Source organism: Ruegeria sp. YTSC004, from assembly GCF_059609805.1.
In genome coordinates this window covers 91501-112149 of the sequence record NZ_JBXWMJ010000010.1, presented here as the reverse complement: position 1 = coordinate 112149, position 20649 = coordinate 91501, and the positions used below count along the sequence as shown (strand labels likewise).

Sequence of the window (20649 nt, the reverse complement as noted above, 5' to 3'; positions counted from 1 at the left end):
GATGGCCATTCCACAAAATACACATCTCGGCGAGCGGGTTTTTTCGTTCGCCGTGATCTCCGATACACATGTCAATGTCGATGAAGACAGCTGCAATTCACCCTTCCCTGTAAACGCGCGCGCGAATCGCAGGTTCCGGCACGTAGTGTCCGACCTCAACCAACGTGACATCGACTTTGTTCTGCATCTGGGTGATCTGGTGCACCCCGTTCCCGAATCCGGACCGATATACAGTCAGGCCGCCGACGCATTTCGCAGGATAGCCTCGGAGCTTTCGGTGCCGATCTATTTCACACCGGGAAACCACGATATCGGGGATACACCCGTCTCGGGTGCCCCTGCCGCCCCGACCACGCCGCCGATGATCGCGGCCTGGACGCAGGAGTTCGGGCCGCAATACCAAAGCATTGTCCATAAGGGCATCACATTTGTGATGTTCAATGCCCAACTGCTCAATTCGGGCCTGCCCGAGGAAGCAGAGCAACGCCAATGGGTTGAGACCACTTTGAAACAGACAACTGGGCGCATTGTCTTAGCCTATCATCACCCGGCCTATATCTGCACGCCAGATGAGGCTCCGCATTACGACAACACAGATCCTCCGGGCCGAGAGTGGCTGCTTGGATTGCTCAAGACACACAAAGTGGATCTGATGTTCTGCGGTCATGCCCACAACTTCTGGTATGACCGCGTGTTGGGGACTGACTATTACCTTGCGCCCGCAACCAGTTTCGTGCGGCAGGACTACAGTGAAATGCTGCGCGCTGCGCCGCCGGAAGGTACCGAGTATGGTCGGGATGACCGGGGAAAGCTTGGCTACTTTGTCGTCAATATCTACGAAAATGGGCATACGGTTCAGATCGTCAGAACGCAGGGGGCAGAGCAGGGGGCCGAACAAGAGGCTGCACTGGCATGTCCGGCAGGGCCAACCCCATTGGAAAACAAGCGTCCATCCATCGGTTTCGACCTGCGGGCCAACTGGGCTGAAATCAGCGAAATCGCCCCGTCCGGCGGATTGGATGAGTTTGACCGCAAATTGGCCCGAAATGACTATCCGCTGCTGGCCCTGATTGAGATGGGTGTCCGCGATATCAGAATACCCATGTCCGACATCCGACGCCCCGATCGCGTCGACAGGCTGCGGGCGCTGCACGGTTTGGGTGTCCGCCCGACCTTGTTCAGCTTTGGTGCCCCGACGGAGGCCGATGTTGGGTTGGCCCAATCGTTGTACGGAGTCCTTACGGGTTGGGAGATCACCATCGATTGGGATAAGTATGAAGACTGTCTACCTGCAATTTCGGTTGCGCAGGCGTTCACAGGGCTGCCGATTTATCTGTCCCGGATGAGGTCCAAAGATGATCTGGCAGCTGGATCAGTGTACTACCATGTGATCAATCACGGTTTTTCCGCATCTGATACCGGTATGCTGGACACATTGGCCGCCCATCGGGACAAGGGGATATCGGGGGCTGTTTTCCGGCTTGGTTCTGATCAGGATGTGCCGTCGGGCTTGGCCGAGATCAATGCGGTTACATCGGCACGGTGTCTGCAAGCCTCGGTACATTTCAAATGCGGTGCCGCGAACCCGGCTGAACCTGCGACGGACCGGAAGAACCTGCTTGGACGTATCGAACAGGTGTTGGCGTTTTCTGAACGGCCTTCATCGCTACGGGTGTATTGCGATACGCTTGCGGATGTGGATCGCGGTTACTTCGCAAGAGTTGGCGCAATTGATCCCTGTGGCAATCCGACAGATGTATCCCGCCGCATTGCCGCCCATCACAAGATGCGGTTGCGTTCGGAACAATGACGTATCTGTTTAGAAGCATTTGAGCTGACCTTTGCGGGCCATGTGCGCATATGAGCTATGCCTTTAGGTCTCGGGTCTGAAATCTTCCTTGCTATACGTCAAAGGCACCCGAACAGGTCCGTCTGAGGTGCATAGCCAAACCGACGATACGTGGTGATCTATATGTCCGATCATGGCATGGCTTCAGGCGAACATGGCTTTTGGGGTCATGGCGAAGATAGCCGGCCGTCAAATACGCATTGCGAGGCCAGCCACATCCCGATGATCATCAAATCACAGCACGCGCCGCGCCGTGGACAGGTTTGCGATCATCTGGTTGGGGCAACGGACATCATTGCCACGATGCTTGATTACACAGGCGCTAAACCATTGGAGCGAGAGAAAGCCACGCGCGTACGATGCGGCCTCTGCTTGAACAGGATACGGCGGATTGGGCCGATGAGATTTTCATGGAGCAGGAGGAAATTCGCTCGACCCGAACCTGCCGATGGAACTTCATGCGCCGCTTTTAGCCCACCTCTTTTGGATTTGGACATACGCTCTTTGATTTGGCGAATGACCCTGATGAACGTGTGAACATGGCAGATGATCCGGAATATGCGTCTGTTGTGAAAGAGCTTTGTGCTCGGTTGGATCAGCAGTGGGGGCCATATTCGGATCCGAAATGGGCCCTTTGGAATGTGGGGCATGTCAAATCGAACTCGCCCCGATCTTTCCTATGGCGTGAGGTCTGGGGAGAGGATTGGACACCCGGCTTTTAAAGTCCGGACAGGACAGTGCCCTTTGCATTCATGCAAATTCTGGCTGTCCTATCGCGCGGTATTCCACCTGATGCCGAAATCCGAAAGATGTCTTTGAACTCGTCCGGGATAATCCGACACGATTGAATCCACACCAAGATTGATCATCCTGTCTATGTCGTCGGGTTCGTTGACTGTCCACACTGCAACACACAGGCCCAACGATTTTGCATGATCAACATTTTCTGCGGTCACATCTGCAAAGTACGGGCACCAAAGCCCACCACCCGCTTCCTTGACCAACTTTGGAATTTCATCGCGACGGCCACGAAAGTCCGGACAAACTGTTTTTGATGAGTCCTCGCCCACATCGGCTGCGTTCTCTGGAAGCTGCGTCAGGTACGAAGACGGCATATCGGGGGCCTGTCGCTGACATTCTTCCAATAGAGTCCAGTCAAAACTGTGCAGAACCGCACGCGATGACAATTTCTTGGCGCGAACGTCTTGAAGAACCCGCCCGACAAAATTCTCTCTGTAGGGCGTATCATGGGCCAGATCGGGATCTGACTTTAGTTCGAGCATCAGACAGGCATCGCTGTATTTTGGGTCATCGACCAATTCCAGCAGGTTCATCAGCGTTGGAACACGAACACCATCCATTTGGGCCTGGTCTGGAAAGCGACGACCATAAGCCGAATGCCCGTCCAACCGCCCGATGTCGAATTGCTGAATCTGTTCGACGGTCAACGAGGAAACCTTTGGCTCTTCTCCCACCAAAAATCGACCATTGGCGTCACGAAATGTCGGTGCGTGCAGTCGGTGGTTGTGGGTTATGACCGGAACGTCATCTGCCGTAAGCACGACGTCAAATTCCAGGAGCGGGACGCCGATGGACAGCGAAAAGTCAAAGCCGATCATGCTGTTTTCAGGCAGAACGCCGCGTGCGCCGCGATGACCCACAACCCGGATCAGGTTTTCACCGCCACGAAAGGCTTCAACCTGTGGAAACGTCATCAGTTTTGCAGCCTTTCACCGGTTGAATGGTCAAACAGGTGCATATTCTCTGAGGCGATCGAAAACCGCATGTTCGGATGCTGGCCTTCGATTGGGTGGACACCCGGAAGGCTTATCGTAATCGCGCTGCCAGTGCCTATGAGTTGGCCATGCAATAGTGTGTTTGCCCCCAACGGTTCCGCAATCTGAATCGTAGCTTCCAGCGGACCGTTTTCATCCAACAACAGATGCTCTGGCCGCATGCCCAATTTTACCTCGATATCAGGCCCCTGGGATGCACCGATCTCAATTTCTCCGATCTTGACCATCCCGTTCTCACGTCGGGCATCAAACACATTCATCGCAGGGCTGCCAATAAACTGCGCTGCGAACAGAGTTCTGGGTGTTTCGTAAACTTCCAGTGGCGTTCCAATCTGCTCGGCGATACCGCCATTCATCACGATCATCCTGTCCGCCATTGTCATGGCCTCGACCTGGTCGTGCGTAACGTACAGGGAGGTGACTCCAAGCTTTTCCTGAAGCTCTCGGATCTCCAGGCGCATCTGAACACGCAGCTTGGCATCGAGGTTCGAGAGCGGCTCATCAAACAGGAAGACAGCTGGTTCGCGGACAATGGCACGGCCCATGGCCACCCTTTGGCGTTGACCGCCCGACAGCTGTCTGGGCTTACGATCCAGCAAGGGTTCCAACTGCAATAGCTTGGCCGCGGCAGTCACCTTTTGATCGATCTGATCTTTGGGAAGTCCGGCAATCTTCAGGCCGTAACCCATGTTCTGACGCACGGACATGTGCGGGTAGAGCGCATAGTTCTGGAACACCATCGCGATGTCCCGATCCATTGGCTCTTTGTCGTTGGCCCGTTCATCGCCGATCCGGATTTCCCCGTACGTAACCGTTTCCAACCCTGCCACCATTCGCAGCAGCGTGGATTTACCGCAGCCCGAGGGGCCGACGATCACGATGAACTCTCCGTCTGCGATATCGACATCAATACCGTGGATCACATCCGTCGGGCCAAAGCTTTTTTTGACATTTTCAAGTGTTACTGTTGCCATTTCTTACTTCTCGCTATCGACAAGGCCGCGGACAAAGAGCTTTTGCATCGACACCACCACGATGACCGGAGGGATCATTGCCAGAATTGAGGTCGCCATAATTGTGGGCCAATGCGCAAAATCATCACCCGATGGGAACATCTGTTTGATGCCCATCACGATGGTGTTCATTTCAGGGTCTGTCGTGATCAGCAGCGGCCACAGGTATTGGTTCCAGCCGTAGATAAACAGGATCACAAACAGCGCCGCGATATTGGTTCGACTCATGGGCACTAAAATGTCGATGAAGAACCGCATCGGTCGCGCGCCATCCACGCGGGCAGCTTCGGCCAGTTCATCAGGGATGGTCAGGAAGAACTGACGGAATAGAAACGTTGCCGTGGCGGAGGCAATCAGGGGAAAGATCAGACCGTAGTAACTGTTGAGCATGCCAAACCCGGCCACAACCTCGAATGTTGGAACGATCCGCACTTCGACCGGCAGCATCAGGGTCAGAAAAATCAACCAAAAGAACGTCGTGCGGCCGGGAAACTTGAAGTAGACAATCGCAAAAGCGGACAGTAGCGAGATGATGATTTTGCCCACCGCGATGCCAATGGCCATCACCAGACTGTTGAACAGCATCGTCGCAACCGGCACGTTTACCCCTGAGAACAGCGCCGCTTTGTAGTTCACCCAGAACTGATCACCCGGCACCACGGGCATGGGCGGCGAGACGATGTCGGCCTGGGTCACGGTCGAGGCCACAAAGGCCAGCCAGATCGGGAAGAAGATTATCAAAACGCCAAGGATCATGAACGCATGGGTCAACCAGATGCCCGCACCGCGTTTCTCGACCATTCCGTGTTGTTGGGCCGCCATCAGTAATGCACCCTCTTTTCCACGTATTTGAATTGGATCACGGTCAGCAGGCCGACCACGATCAGCAGAATGACCGATTGCGCCGAGGATGAGCCAAGGTCTTGCCCGACAAACCCGTCTGAGAAGACCTTGTAGACAAGAATTGTAGTCGCCTGTTGCGGGCCGCCGCCGGTGATTGTGTGGATAACGCCGAAGGTTTCAAAGAAGGCGTAAACAACGTTGACTACCAGCAAGAAGAAGGCTGTCGGAGATAGCAGCGGCAACACTATCGTGAAGAACCGGCGCCAGAAATGCGCGCCGTCAATTGCCGCCGCTTCGATGACCGAGCGGGGAACGGATTGCAGCGCTGCAAAGAAGAACAGGAAGTTATAGCTGATGCGGCCCCAGGCCGAGGCGACAACAACCAACCCCATAGCTTCGGTGTCGTTCAGGACATGGTTCCAGTCATAGCCAAGCTGGCTGAGATACCATGACACCACACCAACGCGTGTATTGAACATGAACAGCCAAAGCACACCGGCCACAGCGGGGGCCACGGCATAGGGCCAGATCAGCAATGTGCGATAAACACCCGAACCTTTAATGAGCCTGTCCGCGATAACTGCCAGAAATAGCGCCGGAATCATTGAACAGAGCGTCACAAGCGTCGAAAACACGGCGGTTGTGACGAAAGATGCGCGATAATACTTGTCGCTCAGCAGGAACTCAAAGTTGCCAAGCCCCACAAACTGCGACGACAGACCGAACGGGTCGGGAATGAACAGGGACTGCCACACCGCCTGACCGGCGGGATAAAAGAAGAAGACGGCGGAAATGATGACCTGTGGGGCGATCAGCGCCAATGGCAATAGCCAGCCGCGAAAGGTGACGCGTTTTTCCATCCTGAAAGTCCACTGGAGAATGACTATGCGGGCCCGAGAAGGGCCCGCATGAAGTTATGACTTATTGATTGGCGGATTCGAAGCGGCGCAGCAGCGCGTCACCACGTTCCTTCGCGCTATCCATCGCTTCCTGAGCAGTTTTCTCACCGGCCCAGACGGCCTCAAGCTCTTCGTCGATGATACCGCGGATCTGGTCGAATGACCCCAGACGCAGACCTTTGGAATTCGCGGTCGGCTCTTTCGCGGTCATCTGGATCACTGCGATGTCGGTGCCGGGGTTTTCGTCATAAAAACCTGCCGCACGGGTCGCATCACCCGCTTCGGCCGTGATCGGAAGGTATCCGGTGTTCTGGTGCCAGGCCGACTGCACATCAGACGATGACAGGAAGCTCAGAAACTCTCCGACGCCCTTGTACTCCTCAGGGTCATGACCTTCCATTACCCAAAGGGATGCGCCACCGATAATGGTGTTCTGCGGCTCACTTGTGACGGCTTCCCAGTAGGGCAGCGGGCGGACGTCAAAGTCGAATTCGGCCTCTGCCTTGATGCCCGCGTAACCTGCCGAACTTTCAGTGAACAATGCGCATTCGCCTGACCGGAAGTTCGCACCACCTTCGTTTCTGCGACCGGTGTAGATGAACTTGCCATCCTTGGCCCAGTCACCCATCGCGGTCAGGTGTGCCACCTGCGCTGGACCGTTCAGCATCAGTTCGGTATCCAGACCGGCAAAACCGTTGTCCTGAGACGCGAATGGAACGTCGTGATAGGCCGACATGTTTTCAAGATGGATCCAGCTTTGCCATGCGGTGACCAGCGGGCAGTCTTCGCCCCCGGCCTTGAGCTGTTCAAGTACGTCTCCAACTTTTTCCCAAGTGGACAGATCCGTGTCTGGATCAACGCCTGCCGCTTCGAACGCATCGCGGTTGACCCACAGAACCGGTGTGGATGAGTTGAAGGGCAGCGAAAGCATGTCCCCGTCAGTGGTCGTATAGTATCCTTTGACGGCACCGATATATGCGTCGGGATCAAAAGACGCGCCACTTTCAGCCATCACTTCGTAGACCGGTCGGATCGCACCTTCGGCTGACATCATAGTTGCCGTGCCGACCTCGAATACCATCAGGATTTGCGGCTGCTCACCGGCGCGGAAGGCAGCAATGCCTGCGTTCAGGGTTTCCGAGTAGTTGCCCTTGTGGCTTTCAACCACGACATACTCGTCCTGACTGGCGTTGAATTCTTCCACTTGGGCTTTGACAAGCTCACCAAGGCGGCCGGTAAAGGCGTGCCAGAACTGAACCTCGGTTTGTGCCATTGCCGCCACTGGGGACAATGCAGTTGTTACGGCGAGAGCGCCGAGAAAATTCTTTTTCATGATTCCTCCCATGCATCAGGTTCGATGCTTCGTTGAATACCGACCGCAACGGGTAAACGGCACACATGACGATTTCACGACGTTAACGTTACAGAAATATAATTCAAGCCCAATTTACTGGATAAAAAAATAACATAGTGTTATGAGGCGAGGGCGGCAGATTGGGATCGGTAATGAGTCAAATTCTTAGGGTCCGGCAGTTAGAAGCCCTTATGGCTGTCACCACCAACGGCTCTGTCACGGCGGCAGCGGCCGACCTGGGGGTGAGCCAGCCAGCCGTCAGCAGGTTGCTTTCGGATCTTGAAAAGTCACTTGGGTTTCAGCTTTTCGATCGTCGCGAAGGCCGGTTGGTGCCAACGCAGGAGGTTCGGTATCTTTTGCCCAGCGTCGAGCGTGTGCTCGAACTTATGCGCCAGATCTCTGACGTCAGCCAGGACATCACACAGCGCAAAGCGGGTCATATCCGTGTTGCATGCCTGCCCGGTTTCGCCACCAGCCATTTGCCCGACGTTGTCGCCAGATTCTTGAAAGATCGGCCCGGCGTCACTTTGACGATTGAACCTGACAGACCCGAGCGCATTCTCGAATGGATGATCGGCGAGCAGTATGATTTCGGGATCACAGACAGCTTTAACGGTCACCCCGCCGTCGAAAGCTGGGATATCGAGGTCCGGACGGTTTGTGTGTTCGCCACCGGAAGTGAATTGGAAAACCTCACCGAGGTTACTCCGACGGACCTCGTAAACCGCAAAATTATCCACACGCGACGCGACAGCGACTTTTTTGGACGGCTCTCAAAAGCGTTTCAAAGTGCCAACGTGGAATTGAATTCCCATATTGAAGTCAGGCAGTTCACGGCGGCATGTGAATTGGCCGTGAAAGGCGTTGGCGTTTCCGTCGTGAGCGAACTGGACGCCGTCCAATACGCAGCCCACGGGTTAAGCTATCGACCGTTCAAGCCATTTCTGCCGCATACTCTTTCTCTTGTTCGACCAATTTTGAAGCAACCTTCACTGGTGACTCTGGAATTCATCGAACAGTTCCGAGATAGCCTTGAGCCTTTCAAGGCAGAATAGGGCGGTCGAAATTAAATGTTGCAACCGGTTGCAAAAATATTGATTGTGTCACCTGAGAATTGATTCGGGGGACCGTATGTTGAAGATCGGATTGCTGGGGGCCGGACGTATTGGTCGCGTGCATGCGGAAGCGATTTCGGCACACCCCAAAACCGAATTGACAGCTATTTCAGACGCGGTGAATGATGCCGCTGTCGGATTGGCTGCTGAGTACGGAGCCAGGGTGCAAAGCTCTGACGAGATTATCGGTGATTCCACCATTGATGCGGTTCTGATAGCAACGCCTACCGATACGCATTCCGATCTGATCGAAGCGGCAACGCAGGCCGGCAAAGCGGTCCTGTGCGAGAAACCCGTCGATCTGAACCTTGAGCGAGCAAAAATTTGCCAAAAAGCCGCGGGCGCGACTGGTCAACCGGTCATGCTTGGCTTCAACCGTCGCTTCGACCCAAATTTCCAGACGCTGAAAGCCGCCTATGATGCGGGCGAGGTCGGTAAATCTGAACTATTGTCCATTACGTCGTTTGATCCGGCGCCGCCTCCGGTAAGTTATGTCAAGGTATCAGGCGGGTTGTTCCGGGACATGATGATCCATGATTTTGACATGGCCAACTACCTGACGGGACAAATTCCTGTCACCATTTCAGCCGTGGGAACCTCGGTCGTCGATCCGGAAATAGGGCAGGCCGGTGACGTGGATACGGCTGTGGTAACAATGACTTATCCGGATGGCAGTCTGGCCGTGATCAAGAACTCGCGGCGGGCAGCATACGGGTATGATCAACGGGTCGAACTACTAGGCTCAAAAGGTCTTTTGCAGGCGCATAATGTCCTTGAGAACTCAGTTGTTAAATCAACAGCCGACGGCGTGACCGGAGCGAAGCCAACATACTTCTTTCTTGAACGCTACATGGCCGCTTATCGCGCCGAATGGGATGCGTTTACGCGCGCCATTCAGTCCGGCTCGGACGTGCCGGTAACACTTGAGGATGGTGTCGCGGCGTTGGCGATGGCCGAAGCTGCAACGCGCTCGGCGCAGTCCGAAAGGCCCGTTGCGATGGAGGAAGTTTTTTGAAACCGGTTGCAAAATGATCGGATATCCGGAAACTGAAGGAAGCCCGATCACCGATCGGAGCAGACGAGATTCGGTTTAGCCGAATGGCCGGGCGGACCCGGCACCAAGATTGAATTTTCTATTGGGAGGAATGGAAATGAAAAAAATCGTAAAAGGTGTGCTGATGGCCAGCGCAGTCGCATTTGCCGGCGCCACAGGTGTTGCGGCGGAAGGCGAGAAATATATTCTGGTCAGCCATGCTCCGGACAGTGACAGCTGGTGGAACACCATCAAGAACGGTATTGCCCTGGCGGGCGATCAGATGGGTGTTGAGGTTGAATATCGCAACCCGCCCACCGGTGACCTTGCCGACATGGCGCGGATTATCGATCAAGCCGCCGCTTCGGGACCCAATGGTATCATCACCACGCTTGCCGACCCGGACATTCTGGAAGGTCCGATCAAAGCCGCCGTGGATTCCGGTATCGACGTCATCATCATGAACACCGGCACGCCGGAAAAGGCGCGCGAAGTTGGTGCGCTGATGTATGTCGGACAGCCGGAATATGACGCTGGATTGGCTGCTGGCCAGCGCGCCAAAGGCGATGGCATCAGCTCGTTCCTGTGCGTGAACCACTACATCGTGCAGCCATCCAGCCAAGAACGCTGTCAGGGCTTTGCAGACGGTCTGGGCATCGAACTGGGCGAGCAGATGATCGACGCAGGACAAGATCCGGCCGAGATCAAGAACCGCGTTCTGGCATACCTGTCGGCAAACCCCGACACTGACGCCGTTTTGACACTTGGCCCGACTTCGGCTGACCCGACCATTCTGGCACTGGAAGAAAATGGCATGGCCGGTGACATCTACTTCGGCACCTTCGATCTGGGTGGCGAAATCGTCAAAGGCATCAAAAGCGGCGTGATCCAGTGGGGCATCGACCAACAGCCTTTCCTGCAGGCCTACCTGCCAGTTGTCGTGATGACAAACTACCACCGTTACGGCGTTCTGCCGGGCAACAACATCAACTCTGGCCCCGGTTTTGTGACCGCTGACGGGTTGGAAAAGATCGAAGAGTTCGCGGGCGAATACCGCTGACCTTCAAAACGGTGCGGACGCATGACGTGTGTCCGCACCACCTGATGCAAGCATTCAGACGAACGCGCCAAGGAGGCAACAATGGCTGAGTCAGCGCAATCCGCAGTCGGCGGCGACGAGCGGGTAAAAGAGATCTCACCCCTGCGCCAGGCCCTGATACGCCCCGAATTGGGCGGAATGGTCGGCACAGTCGCGGTGTTCACGTTTTTCCTGCTGTTCGCTTTTGACAGCGGCATGTTCACCAGCCAGGGCGTGATGAACTGGTCCGTGGTTTCCGCGCAGTTCATGATCATCGCTGTTGGTGCCTGTTTGCTTATGATTGCGGGCGAGTTTGACCTTTCTGTCGGCTCAATGATCGGGTTCGCAGGCATGATGATCGCGATTTTCTCGGTTACTCTTAGCTGGCCGGTCTGGATTGCTATTATGGTGACCTTTGTACTTTGCGTCTCGATTGGGGCCCTGAACGGCTTTATCGTCGTGCGCACCGGGTTGCCAAGTTTTATCGTAACGCTGGCCTTCCTGTTCATTCTGCGTGGCTTTACCATTTTCCTGCCGCAAACCATCGAGCGGAAGACCATCATTGGCGGCATCCGGGATGTGGCCGAAGGTGACTGGCTGGCATCGATGTTTGGCGGCAAGATTGGGCAGGGCTTTTTCGTCTGGCTGGGCGATAATGGCATTATAGAAACTTTCGAACGCGGTACGCGCGAGGGTCAGCCGGTGGTTGATGGGATCCCGATGCTGATCATTTGGGCCATCTTGATTATCATCTTCGGCCATGTGCTTCTGACCAAAACAAAGTTTGGCAACTGGATCTTCGCCTCTGGCGGTGACGCTGAGGCCGCGCGAAACTCGGGCGTTCCGGTGAACAGAGTCAAAGTTCTGATGTTCATGTTCACCGCCTTCTGCGCGACGGTTTTTGCGACCTGTCAGGTGATGGAATTCGGTTCCGCCGGTGCGGATCGCGGGTTGCTGAAGGAATTCGAGGCCATCATCGCCGTGGTGATTGGCGGCGCGCTGTTGACCGGCGGATACGGCTCGGTTTTGGGTGCGGCCCTTGGGGCGCTGATCTTTGGCGTGGTGCAGCAGGGGCTGTTCTTTGCCGGGGTCGAAAGCTCTCTGTTCCGGGTGTTCCTGGGTGTGATCCTGCTGGGTGCCGTGATTCTGAACACCTACATTCGTCGCATCATCACAGGAGAACGCTGAGATGACCGAAGATTCAAAATTCCACCACGGTGATGCACAGGACAAAAAGCCGATCATCCAGATGATCGACATCCAAAAGCACTTCGGTTCCGTAATTGCTTTGGCTGGGGTCAGCTTTGATCTGAAGCCAGGGGAGTGTCACTGTCTGCTAGGCGACAATGGTGCGGGTAAATCGACCTTCATCAAGACAATGTCCGGGGTCCACAAGCCGACAGCAGGTGAGATCATCTTCGAAGACAAACCTATGCACTTCGAGGACCCGCGCGATGCCATTGAAGCTGGTATCGCAACCGTGCACCAGCATTTGGCGATGATCCCGCTGATGAGTGTCAGCCGGAACTTCTTCATGGGCAACGAACCCACGCGCAAAGTCGCTGGGATGAGCTTCTTCGATAAGAAGCTGGCCGACGAAATCACCATGGAAGAGATGCGCAAGATGGGCATCAACCTGCGTGGGCCAGATCAGGCCGTCGGCACTTTGTCCGGGGGCGAACGTCAGACGGTTGCGATTGCACGGGCCGTGCATTTCGGTGCCAAAATCCTGATTTTGGACGAACCGACATCGGCACTGGGTGTGCGTCAGACATCAAACGTTCTGGCGACCATCGACAAAGTACGCAGCCAGGGTGTGGGGGTTGTTTTCATCAGCCACAACGTGCGTCACGCGCTGGCTGTGGGCGATCGCTTTACCGTGTTGAACCGTGGCCAAACACTGGGCACCGCAAAACGCGGCGAAATCTCGCCCGAAGAACTACAGGACCTGATGGCAGGTGGTCAGGAACTGGCCCAGCTGGAAGGGTCTTTGGGCGGAACGGTCTGACGCGATCCTGCGCAGACCCAGCTTTCGAAAAACTGGTATTCAACGAATTGGCCTGAGTGGCCTCAAGTTGAAAGGGATCAATATGGGCAAGACTATCAGATTGACCGCAGCGCAAGCTCTGGTCCGCTACTTGGGCGCGCAGATGAACGAGGCCGGAGAGCCGTTTGTCGCAGGTGTCTGGGCTATTTTCGGCCACGGCAACGTGGCTGGCCTGGGTGAGGCGCTGCATGCTGTAAAAGACAGCCTGCCGACCTATCGCGGCCATAACGAACAGACGATGGCGCATTGTGCTATCGCATATGCGAAGCAGATGCGGCGCACGCGTGCGATGGCGGTGACGTCGTCCATTGGACCGGGTGCGACCAACATGGTGACAGCCGCCGCCTTGGCACATGTGAACCGGTTGCCGGTGTTGATCATCCCCGGGGATATCTTCGCGACGCGCGGTCCTGATCCTGTGTTGCAGCAGATTGAGAGCTTTGGGGACGGAACGGTCAGCGCGAACGACTGTTTCAAACCTGTCAGCCGTTACTTCGACCGCATCTCAAGGCCAGAGCATCTGCTAACCGCTCTGCCGCGCGCCTTCCGCACGATGACAGACCCCGCTGATTGCGGGCCGGCAACACTGGCCTTCTGTCAGGATGTTCAGGCCGAGGCCTATGACTATCCCGAAAGCTTCTTTGAGCCCCGCGTCTGGTACCAGCGTCGCATTCGCCCCGACGAAGGCGAACTGGCCCGCGCCGTCGCTGCCATCAAAGCGGCAAAGCGCCCGGTCATCGTGGCCGGGGGCGGAGTTCACTATTCGGGCGCGACGGATGCGCTGCAGAGTTTTGTGGAAACGCACAATATCCCGATCACTGAGACACAAGCAGGCAAATCCGCCCTGGCATGGGATCATCCACTGAACCTTGGACCCGTGGGCGTGACCGGTGGCGAACCGGCAAACTCGGTCTGCGCTGAAGCGGATCTGGTGCTGGCCGTTGGCTCGCGCTTGCAGGATTTCACGACCGGCTCATGGGGTTTGTTTTCGAACCCACAGCGCGAAATGATTTGCCTGAATACCGCTGCCTATGATGCTGAAAAGCACGGCGCGATGCCCCTGCAGTCAGATGCGCGCGTTGGGCTTGAGGAGCTGGGTTCGGCTTTGCAAGGATACCGTGCCGATCCTGTGGCAGATACGCTTAAGGCGGATTGGTACGGCAAGGTCGACAAACTGACCGATGCCCCTGGCGACGGCAATGCGCTGCCGACCGATATGCAGGTGGTTGGTGCGGTCCAGCGTGCCTCGAACAACGATACTGTCGTCATGTGCGCGGCGGGCACCATGCCCGGAGAACTGCACAAGCTGTGGAAAGCGCCGCGTTCGGGTGCCTATCACATGGAATATGGTTTCAGTTGCATGGGGTATGAGATTGCCGGTGCGATGGGCATCAAGATGGCGCAACCGGATCGCGATGTGATCTGCTTTACCGGCGATGGCACCTATATGATGGCGAACTCGGAAATGGCTTCGGCTGCGATGATGGGTATCTCGTTCACCGTGGTCATTACCGACAATCGCGGCTTTGGCTGTATCAACCGTCTGCAGATGGGCACAGGTGGAGCCGAGTTTAACAATCTGCTGGATCATGCTGTGCACGAGAACCCCTCGGCCATCGATTTCGCGGCCCACGCCGCGGCAATGGGCGCGACCTCGGTCAAGGTCAGCTCGATTGCGGCACTGGAAGACGCGCTTGCCAAGCGTGGCGATGTCAAAGGGCCTTATGTGGTGGTCATCGACACCGATCCGTACCCCTCGACCGAATACGGCGGGACGTGGTGGGAAGTGGCGGTTCCGGAAGTCAGCATCCGCCCCGAAGTGAACGAAAAACGCGCGGCCTATGAGCTGGCGATCAAGGAAAGAAACACGAAATGAGCGTGAAAATCGGGATTTCTCCGATCGCCTGGCAGAATGATGACCTGCCGGACCTGACCGCTGCGTATACGATGGAACAGGCGCTGAAAGAGGCGCGCGAGATCGGATACACCGGTGTGGAGCGTGGTCAGCGGATGCCCAGCGATACCGAAGGGTTGCGTGCCTATCTGGAAGGCAGCGACATCGCGCTCTGTGGCGGGTGGTGCTCGGGTGCCTCGCTGGTCAATGATTTCGCTGCAGAACGTGAGGCCGTGCGGGAACAGGTTGAGCAGTTTGTCGCCTTGAACAGCCCGTGCATCGTCTATGCGGAATGCTCGAATACCGTGCAGGGTCAAGCGGGTACGCCGGTGAACAACCGACCCAGGCTGACCAAAGACGAAGTGTTGGCCTATGCCGCCAAGATCACCGAGCTGGCCAAATGGATGGCCGACCAGGGTATGCCGATGGCCTATCATCATCACATGGGCACGGTCATCGAGACAGAGGATGACGTGAACTGGTTGATGGAAGGGTCTGGACCCGAAGTAAAGTTGTGCTTTGACACTGGTCACCTGCTATTCGGTGGTGGCGATGTGATGGCAACGCTGAACCGTTGGGGTGATCGCGTGCATCATGTGCATTTCAAAGACATCCGCCCGGCCATTGTGCAGGACGTAAAAGAAAATGACCGCAGTTTCCTGGACGCGGTCGTTGCCGGAGCTTTCACCGTGCCGGGCGATGGTTGTATCGATTTTCAGGCCGTGGCGAATGCGCTCAAATCCTTGGGTTACAACGGATGGATCGTTGTCGAGGCCGAACAGGACCCGGCCAAGGCACCGCCATATGAATACTCCAAGAAAGGTTACGAGCACATTCTCGAAGCCTGTGGACAGGCGGGTTTGGAGGTCCAGGCGTAACGACTCTCCCTACGGGGTTAACACCTAAGCCATGAAAAAGGAGAAGATCATGGTAGATCAACAGTTAGGTTTTATCGGCTATTTCGACCGGGAATCCTGTGATCTGGATGAATTCAAGGTGTTGACCTCGCAGAAACTTACAGCCGATGTCGTCCCGTACGCCACGACGATCGAAAAGAACGTTCCAGTCTATGACATGGACGAGCTGCGCCCTGCGCTGGAAAACGTAGGTAAGCGTAAGGCTCTGCTGGCTGAGTGGGGCCATGTGTTGGACAAATCGTCGGGCGTGATCGTTCTGAAACGTGCGTTCGCCGATACGTCCGTGATTGACCGCGCAACCGATGTCTTTCGCCAGATCATAGTTGACGAAAGCCAAAGCGGCGCGGGAGAGGGTGACCACTTTGCGGCGTCCGGGGCCAATGATCGGATCTGGAACGCCCTGCAAAAGCAATGCCTGCGCGACCCCGAGGGCTTTGCCCTCTATTTCGGGAACACGGCTGTTGCTGCAGCCTGCGAGGCGTGGTTGGGGCCAAACTATCAGGTCACGGCACAGATCAATCAAGTGCGTCCAGGCGGTAACGCGCAGCAGGCGCACAGGGATTACCACCTTGGATTTCAGAGCGCAGAAAGTGCTGCGCGCTATCCCGCACATGCACATCTGGTCACGGCATCACTGACGTTGCAGGGGGCGGTCGCCCATTGCGATATGCCGGTCGAAAGCGGGCCAACCAAGCTGCTGCCGTTCTCGCAGCTTTATCCGCCGGGCTATCTGGCGTTTCATGACGAGGGCCACCGCGCGCATTTCGAAGACTGCTATATCCAGCTGGCGCTGGACAAGGGGGATGCTGTGTTCTTCAATCCGGCACTGTTCCATGCGGCAGGTGAAAATCGCAGTGCGGATATCGACCGGATGGCGAACTTGTTGCAAATCTCATCCGCCTTTGGCCGCGCAATGGAAGTTGTTGACCGACGGTCTATGTCCGAGGTGGTGTTTCCGTCGCTTGTTGCGTTGAAACAGCGCGGCGCGTTGGTCGCTTCCGAATTGGACGCGGCCATTGCTGCCACAGCCGAGGGGTATCCCTTCCCAACCAATCTGGATACGGACCCGCCCGTAGGTGGCAACGCCCCGGAAAGTCAGGCCGACATTTTGCGTCGTGCTGTGTCTGAAGGCTGGACCGAACCACAATTGGCCGAGACGTTCTCGGCACTGCAATCAAGGCAAGCCGCCTGAGGCAATAAGGGCGGGTTAGTCAAACCCGCCCAATACGGAGAAGAAAACATGGCTGACCTACTCAAAAAGCCCTTTGGGCGTCGAGGAAAAGTTCATGACATAACTCCGGCCAGTGCCGGGTGGCGCTATGTGGGGTTTGGGCTTTACCACCTTCGGGCAGGCGATACAGTGGCCGAGGCAACGGGTGATCGCGAGGTCATTCTGGTCATGGTCGAGGGCAAGGCCCGCATCGCCGGAGCTGAGCGGGACTGGGGTGTTTTGGGCGATCGGATGAACGTTTTTGAGAAGACGCCGCCGCACTGTCTTTATCTGCCGAACGGCACAGAATGGACGGCCACAGCCGAAACGGATTGCGTGATTGCGGTGTGTACAGCCCCCGGAAAAGGTGGCCACGCGGCCCGCCGCATCGGCCCCGAAGGCATTACGTTGACCGAGCGCGGCAAGGGCGTAAATACGCGCTATATTAACAACATCGCGATGGAGAATGAGGACTATGCTGATAGCTTGCTGGTGACCGAAGTTTTTACGCCAAACGGGCATTGGTCATCGTATCCCAGCCATCGACATGATGAAGATGATTTTCCGCGGATCACCTATTTGGAAGAGACCTACTACCACCGTCTGAACCCGGCGAATGGGTTCGGGATTCAGCGTGTCTATACCGATGATGGGCATTTGGATGAGACTATGGCTGTATCCGATGGCGATGTTGTTTGCGTGCCCCGCGGTCATCACCCATGCGGCGCACCTTATGGGTTCGAGATGTATTATCTGAATGTTATGGCCGGTCCGCTGCGCAAGTGGCGCTTTGTTCCGGCCCCCGAAGTTGAATGGATCATGGAGCGCGACGCGTAACGCCCACGCCTACCTTTGCGCAGGGGAACCAAAGGCCCGAATGACCATGCGAGCTGCCGCCTCAACTGGGTCGTGGGTTTCTTTCAGGATCGTCACGCGGTCAAATCTGTTAGTGTCTCGGTTGACTGCCTCGCGCAGAGCGTTTCCAAACGCCATGCGCAATTCGGTTCCGATATTGAACTTGCAGATTGACGTTTCCCGCGCCAATCGGCTTCGTTGTTCCACAGGCACGCCAGAGCCGCCATGAATGACCAACGGAACACGTGTCGCAGCGTCGATTTCGGCGATGCGGACTTCATCCAAACCGCCTTCTTTGTTCTGTTGCAGATGAACGTTTCCGACTGAGATGGCCATTGCGTCCACACTGCTTTGACGAGCGAACTGCGCGGCCTCGTTTGGATCTGTCCCGTTCGATCCTTCGCCGCCGGAATAGCCGACAAAGCCGATCTCACCTTCGCAGGAAATACCGGCCGCATGGGCCATTTCTGCAATGGCTGCTGTTTCGTCGATGTTTTGCTGCAATGGCTTACGCGATCCGTCGAACATCAACGACGTGAACCCGCTGTCCAATGCGATCTTGCAGTCCTCGAATGTATAACCGTGATCCAGATGGGCCACGACCGGAACCGAGGCATTTTCGGCCAGGAAGCGAAACATCTTGCCCAAAACAGGCAGGGGTGTGTGCTCGCGACAGCTTGGGCCGGCTTGTAGGATCACCGGCGCATTTTCAGCCTCGGCTGCGGCTACATAAGCGCGCATATCCTCCCATCCCAGCGTAACAAGCCCGCCAACAGCGTAGCCGTTTTCGTATGCGGGGGTGAGGACGTCTTTGAGCGTGGCGAGGGTCATTTGAATTTGGCAATCATGTCTTTGATGCCCGGAATGGTCTCGACCTGATAGGCATGGATTGGTTGAAAGTACTGAACCAGCGAACGCTGAGTCAGACCGCCCAGGATGGTGAAATAGTACATCTCGTATCCCGGCAGAACACAGCAGGGGTGGTACCCCTTGTCGATGCAGATCGTTGAGCCGTCGACGATGTGGTACGCATCGCCCGGTTCGTTGTCCTCACGCTGCAACATCTGAAGGCCCGATCCCCAGTTGGGTTTGAAACGGAAATTGTAGGTCTCGTCGTGCCGCGTCTCGTCGGGCAGACGGTTCGTGTCATGCTTGTGGCTGGGGAAGCCGGACCAGCCGCCCTGACCCACGGTGAACAGCTCACTGATCAGCAGGCGACCCACTTTGTCGTGCTGTTTCTGGCCGAGGATGTGTTTGATTTTGCGATGAGTTTTCGTGTCGTCGCTGCCGTATTGCACAAGGTCGTGTTCACGCACATCGAACGGATCCAGTACCTTGTCGTACTTGGCGCCCGCTATGAAGATTTCGGTTTCATCTGACACGCAGACCAGTTGGACCTTAGCGCCGACCGGCACATAAACGCCTTCCGGATCCCCATCCCAGACGTCTTCGCCCCGCTTGCCCAGCTTGGCGAACTGCTCGCCTTCTACATCGATATCGACACTGCCCGTGGCGGGTACGATACACGTCTCATATCCGGGCACCTGATATTCAAATGCTTCGCCCTTTTTCAGTTTGACGATGTTGAAGTAATTCAGCGGAACCGTTGGATCATCGGCGTCGACGATCGGTTTGTTCTGATTGTCATAGGGAGCGATGTGCATGAGAGGTTCCTATGTCGTTGGGCCGGGATGGGCGGCAAGAAATGCGTCCAGTTCCGGAGTTGTTGGCATGGCCGGAGCGCAGCCGGGCTTGGACACTACGATTGAGGCGCAGGCTGAGCCGCGCATAGCCGCAACCTTAAGCTCGCTTCCAGCGGCGATCGAGGCCAGCAGGCCAGCCATGAAACTGTCGCCAGCACCGTTGGGTTTGACTGCTGTGACGGGATAGATGCCGGTTTCGATTTCCTGATCATCGAGCAAAGTGACCGCGCCCTTTTCGCCCATCTTGTAGATCACGATCCGGCCCGGTTTCGCCGCCAACTCCTTGGCTTTGGCGAAGCCTTTGTCGATGTCGCCTGCCATGAACCCAAATTCTTCGTCATTGCCGACGATTAGATCGCTTGCTTCGCCCGCGCGCGACAGGACTTCGGCGGCAACCTCAGGTGATGGCCAACTGTAGGGACGGTAGTCTATGTCAAAAATTACCGGCAAACCCGCATTGCGGGCGTTTTCGAACGCGCGAAACGTGGCGCTGCGCGAGGGTTCAGCGGCAAACACCGTTCCGGCAGATATCACGGCAGAAAATTTGCCGTAGTCGACCTTGTCCATGTCATCCTCGGTCACCTGAAAGTCGACTGCGCCGTTGCGGTAGATGACATTCTGAAATTCTTCGATCCGGCTTTCGTAAACGGCCAGAGACATGCGGTATTCACCACGGACGACGCGGATATAGGACGTGTCTACACCGTAGTGAGCAAGTTTATTCAGGCAGAAGCGGCCAACCGCATCATCTGAGACCGAAGTGATCAAGGATGCCTGGCTGCCAAGTTTGACCAGCCCCGCGCAGATATTTGCCGATGAACCGCCCAGATCGGCGTGAAACGTGTCGGCGTCTTCGCTTTTAACACCAACGGGATAGGCATACAGGTCCATGCCCGCGCGTCCAAAGACCGCGAACCGGTTTCCTTTGATACCGTCTATCAAAGCGCTCACGTCATGTCCTCCGGCAAAAATGGGCTGGCGAGGATCGTTGGTCCTTGCGTTGAATCGATTCACACGATACTGATTTTGCAACCGGTTGCAAA

19 protein-coding genes and 1 pseudogene are annotated in these 20649 nt (G+C 56.1%); 12 read left to right on the top strand and 8 right to left on the bottom strand.

Annotated elements, in window-relative coordinates; translation table 11 throughout:
- Window position 1: 1 nt before the first annotated feature.
- From AC2FFP_RS17670 to AC2FFP_RS17660, 3 genes and pseudogenes are all read left to right on the top strand, one after another.
- Entirely contained in the window at window positions 2-1810 is a 1809-nt protein-coding gene (locus tag AC2FFP_RS17670; protein ID WP_496769213.1) for a metallophosphoesterase family protein, read from the top strand.
- Window positions 1811-1960: 150 nt separating this feature from the next.
- Window positions 1961-2161: pseudogene (locus AC2FFP_RS17665) on the top strand (sulfatase-like hydrolase/transferase); the annotation flags it as partial.
- 197 nt (window positions 2162-2358) lie between these two features.
- Complete coding sequence (locus tag AC2FFP_RS17660; RefSeq protein WP_496769333.1) at window positions 2359-2571, top strand: hypothetical protein; 213 nt, start codon at window positions 2359-2361, stop codon at window positions 2569-2571.
- Window positions 2572-2619: 48 nt separating this feature from the next.
- On the opposite strand, the gene AC2FFP_RS17655 is transcribed toward AC2FFP_RS17660, so the two are convergent.
- The 5 genes from AC2FFP_RS17655 to ugpB all read right to left on the bottom strand — a co-directional run bounded on the left by AC2FFP_RS17655 (window position 2620) and on the right by ugpB (window position 7733).
- Window positions 2620-3564: a glycerophosphodiester phosphodiesterase family protein gene (locus AC2FFP_RS17655; RefSeq protein WP_496769214.1), complete on the bottom strand. Its 945-nt coding sequence runs from the start codon at window positions 3562-3564 to the stop codon at window positions 2620-2622.
- Window positions 3564-4619: a sn-glycerol-3-phosphate ABC transporter ATP-binding protein UgpC gene (ugpC, locus tag AC2FFP_RS17650; protein ID WP_496881296.1), complete on the bottom strand. Its 1056-nt coding sequence runs from the start codon at window positions 4617-4619 to the stop codon at window positions 3564-3566. Before ugpC ends, AC2FFP_RS17655 begins: the two co-directional genes overlap by 1 nt.
- Before the next feature lie 3 nt (window positions 4620-4622).
- Window positions 4623-5459: a sn-glycerol-3-phosphate ABC transporter permease UgpE gene (ugpE, locus tag AC2FFP_RS17645; protein ID WP_496769325.1), complete on the bottom strand. Its 837-nt coding sequence runs from the start codon at window positions 5457-5459 to the stop codon at window positions 4623-4625.
- Between the two features lie 20 nt (window positions 5460-5479).
- Window positions 5480-6361 (bottom strand): sn-glycerol-3-phosphate ABC transporter permease UgpA, encoded by an 882-nt coding sequence (gene ugpA / locus AC2FFP_RS17640; RefSeq protein ID WP_170415890.1) that lies wholly within the window; start codon window positions 6359-6361, stop codon window positions 5480-5482.
- Between the two features lie 61 nt (window positions 6362-6422).
- Window positions 6423-7733 (bottom strand): sn-glycerol-3-phosphate ABC transporter substrate-binding protein UgpB, encoded by a 1311-nt coding sequence (ugpB, locus tag AC2FFP_RS17635; protein ID WP_058277255.1) that lies wholly within the window; start codon window positions 7731-7733, stop codon window positions 6423-6425.
- A gap of 173 nt (window positions 7734-7906) precedes the next feature.
- Here ugpB and AC2FFP_RS17630 point away from each other — a divergent pair, with 173 nt between their 5' ends.
- From AC2FFP_RS17630 to iolB, 9 genes are all read left to right on the top strand, one after another.
- Window positions 7907-8809, top strand: a complete 903-nt coding sequence (locus AC2FFP_RS17630; protein WP_496845117.1) for a LysR substrate-binding domain-containing protein — start codon at window positions 7907-7909, stop codon at window positions 8807-8809.
- Window positions 8810-8885: 76 nt separating this feature from the next.
- Complete coding sequence (iolG, locus tag AC2FFP_RS17625; RefSeq protein WP_496845116.1) at window positions 8886-9884, top strand: inositol 2-dehydrogenase; 999 nt, start codon at window positions 8886-8888, stop codon at window positions 9882-9884.
- A 136-nt stretch (window positions 9885-10020) separates the two neighbouring features.
- Window positions 10021-10962, top strand: coding sequence for a sugar ABC transporter substrate-binding protein (locus AC2FFP_RS17620; protein WP_058277254.1), 942 nt, complete (start codon window positions 10021-10023; stop codon window positions 10960-10962).
- 81 nt (window positions 10963-11043) lie between these two features.
- Complete coding sequence (locus tag AC2FFP_RS17615; RefSeq protein WP_496769221.1) at window positions 11044-12168, top strand: ABC transporter permease; 1125 nt, start codon at window positions 11044-11046, stop codon at window positions 12166-12168.
- A gap of 1 nt (window position 12169) precedes the next feature.
- The gene (locus AC2FFP_RS17610; RefSeq protein ID WP_496769223.1) at window positions 12170-12988 is read left to right on the top strand and encodes an ATP-binding cassette domain-containing protein; all 819 of its coding nucleotides are present in this window, start codon (window positions 12170-12172) and stop codon (window positions 12986-12988) included.
- Window positions 12989-13070: 82 nt separating this feature from the next.
- Window positions 13071-14903, top strand: a complete 1833-nt coding sequence (gene iolD, locus AC2FFP_RS17605) for a 3D-(3,5/4)-trihydroxycyclohexane-1,2-dione acylhydrolase (decyclizing) (RefSeq protein WP_496845114.1) — start codon at window positions 13071-13073, stop codon at window positions 14901-14903.
- Window positions 14900-15799 (top strand): myo-inosose-2 dehydratase, encoded by a 900-nt coding sequence (gene iolE, locus AC2FFP_RS17600; protein WP_496881295.1) that lies wholly within the window; start codon window positions 14900-14902, stop codon window positions 15797-15799. Before iolD ends, iolE begins: the two co-directional genes overlap by 4 nt.
- Before the next feature lie 49 nt (window positions 15800-15848).
- Window positions 15849-17030, top strand: coding sequence for a phytanoyl-CoA dioxygenase family protein (locus tag AC2FFP_RS17595; RefSeq protein WP_496881294.1), 1182 nt, complete (start codon window positions 15849-15851; stop codon window positions 17028-17030).
- A 48-nt stretch (window positions 17031-17078) separates the two neighbouring features.
- The gene (gene iolB / locus AC2FFP_RS17590) at window positions 17079-17885 is read left to right on the top strand and encodes a 5-deoxy-glucuronate isomerase (RefSeq protein ID WP_496881293.1); all 807 of its coding nucleotides are present in this window, start codon (window positions 17079-17081) and stop codon (window positions 17883-17885) included.
- Between the two features lie 9 nt (window positions 17886-17894).
- On the opposite strand, the gene AC2FFP_RS17585 is transcribed toward iolB, so the two are convergent.
- Genes AC2FFP_RS17585 through iolC form a run of 3 tightly spaced genes read right to left on the bottom strand, consistent with a single transcriptional unit; the run spans window position 17895 to window position 20557 of the window.
- Window positions 17895-18734 carry a class II fructose-bisphosphate aldolase gene (locus AC2FFP_RS17585; RefSeq protein ID WP_496881292.1) on the bottom strand — a complete coding sequence of 280 codons (840 nt, stop codon included), beginning with the start codon at window positions 18732-18734 and terminating at the stop codon, window positions 17895-17897.
- Entirely contained in the window at window positions 18731-19567 is an 837-nt protein-coding gene (locus AC2FFP_RS17580) for a 5-deoxy-glucuronate isomerase (RefSeq protein WP_496769232.1), read from the bottom strand. Before AC2FFP_RS17580 ends, AC2FFP_RS17585 begins: the two co-directional genes overlap by 4 nt.
- Before the next feature lie 9 nt (window positions 19568-19576).
- Window positions 19577-20557 (bottom strand): 5-dehydro-2-deoxygluconokinase, encoded by a 981-nt coding sequence (iolC, locus tag AC2FFP_RS17575; protein ID WP_496881291.1) that lies wholly within the window; start codon window positions 20555-20557, stop codon window positions 19577-19579.
- Between the last annotated feature and the right edge of the window lie 92 nt (window positions 20558-20649).

Bases quoted from the DNA above. Each gene is read 5' to 3' on its own strand.
- AC2FFP_RS17670 (WP_496769213.1), top strand. From the start codon at position 2: ATGGCCATTCCACAAAATACACATCTCGGCGAGCGGGTTTTTTCGTTC.
- AC2FFP_RS17655 (WP_496769214.1), bottom strand. From the start codon at position 3,564: ATGACGTTTCCACAGGTTGAAGCCTTTCGTGGCGGTGAAAACCTGATC.
- ugpC (WP_496881296.1), bottom strand. From the start codon at position 4,619: ATGGCAACAGTAACACTTGAAAATGTCAAAAAAAGCTTTGGCCCGACG.
- ugpE (WP_496769325.1), bottom strand. From the start codon at position 5,459: ATGGTCGAGAAACGCGGTGCGGGCATCTGGTTGACCCATGCGTTCATG.
- ugpA (WP_170415890.1), bottom strand. From the start codon at position 6,361: ATGGAAAAACGCGTCACCTTTCGCGGCTGGCTATTGCCATTGGCGCTG.
- ugpB (WP_058277255.1), bottom strand. From the start codon at position 7,733: ATGAAAAAGAATTTTCTCGGCGCTCTCGCCGTAACAACTGCATTGTCC.
- AC2FFP_RS17630 (WP_496845117.1), top strand. From the start codon at position 7,907: ATGAGTCAAATTCTTAGGGTCCGGCAGTTAGAAGCCCTTATGGCTGTC.
- iolG (WP_496845116.1), top strand. From the start codon at position 8,886: ATGTTGAAGATCGGATTGCTGGGGGCCGGACGTATTGGTCGCGTGCAT.
- AC2FFP_RS17620 (WP_058277254.1), top strand. From the start codon at position 10,021: ATGAAAAAAATCGTAAAAGGTGTGCTGATGGCCAGCGCAGTCGCATTT.
- AC2FFP_RS17615 (WP_496769221.1), top strand. From the start codon at position 11,044: ATGGCTGAGTCAGCGCAATCCGCAGTCGGCGGCGACGAGCGGGTAAAA.
- AC2FFP_RS17610 (WP_496769223.1), top strand. From the start codon at position 12,170: ATGACCGAAGATTCAAAATTCCACCACGGTGATGCACAGGACAAAAAG.
- iolD (WP_496845114.1), top strand. From the start codon at position 13,071: ATGGGCAAGACTATCAGATTGACCGCAGCGCAAGCTCTGGTCCGCTAC.
- iolE (WP_496881295.1), top strand. From the start codon at position 14,900: ATGAGCGTGAAAATCGGGATTTCTCCGATCGCCTGGCAGAATGATGAC.
- AC2FFP_RS17595 (WP_496881294.1), top strand. From the start codon at position 15,849: ATGGTAGATCAACAGTTAGGTTTTATCGGCTATTTCGACCGGGAATCC.
- iolB (WP_496881293.1), top strand. From the start codon at position 17,079: ATGGCTGACCTACTCAAAAAGCCCTTTGGGCGTCGAGGAAAAGTTCAT.
- AC2FFP_RS17585 (WP_496881292.1), bottom strand. From the start codon at position 18,734: ATGACCCTCGCCACGCTCAAAGACGTCCTCACCCCCGCATACGAAAAC.
- AC2FFP_RS17580 (WP_496769232.1), bottom strand. From the start codon at position 19,567: ATGCACATCGCTCCCTATGACAATCAGAACAAACCGATCGTCGACGCC.